Below are 433 nucleotides of genomic sequence, written 5' to 3'. Positions count from 1 at the left end.
GTGTATTGGGAATTTATCTGCTATACACTCTATTTTATAATAGAGGAGAAAAGGATGTATTTTACATATATAATAAGATGCAAAGATGATTCTTTATATACAGGATATACTACAGATATAAATAGACGTATGAAAGAACATGAAAGTGGTATAAACTGCAAATATACAAAGGTTAAAGGATTTAAAAAATTAGAAGCTTATTTTATAGCTAATTCTAAAAGTAATGCTATGAAATTAGAATACTATATAAAGAAGTTAACTAGAAATAAAAAGCTATGGATTATCAAAAATCCAGAAGAGTTTCTATCTACATTAGAAAATAATGAAAACTATACGATACCCAGTAATATAGGATAAGGAGTATCTATTTTATTAAAATAGAATACTCCTTTTAATTTACTTAATAAGTTTATCATTTATTATAAGGAACTTT

General features: G+C 23.8%; 1 protein-coding gene. It reads left to right on the top strand.

Translation table 11 applies throughout. The features are described from left to right. Positions 1-54: 54 nt before the first annotated feature. Positions 55-357: a GIY-YIG nuclease family protein gene (locus G3997_RS06435; RefSeq protein WP_296644624.1), complete on the top strand. Its 303-nt coding sequence runs from the start codon at positions 55-57 to the stop codon at positions 355-357. The last annotated feature ends 76 nt before the right edge of the window (positions 358-433 follow it).

The organism is Romboutsia sp. 13368, from assembly GCF_018336475.1.
GTDB lineage: Bacteria > Bacillota > Clostridia > Peptostreptococcales > Peptostreptococcaceae > Romboutsia.
Note: the sequence above shows the minus strand (reverse complement) of the source record. Positions and strands in the feature narration are given on the sequence as shown.

Excerpts from the sequence above, each read along its gene's own strand:
- G3997_RS06435 (WP_296644624.1), top strand. The coding sequence starts at position 55 with ATGTATTTTACATATATAATAAGATGCAAAGATGATTCTTTATATACA.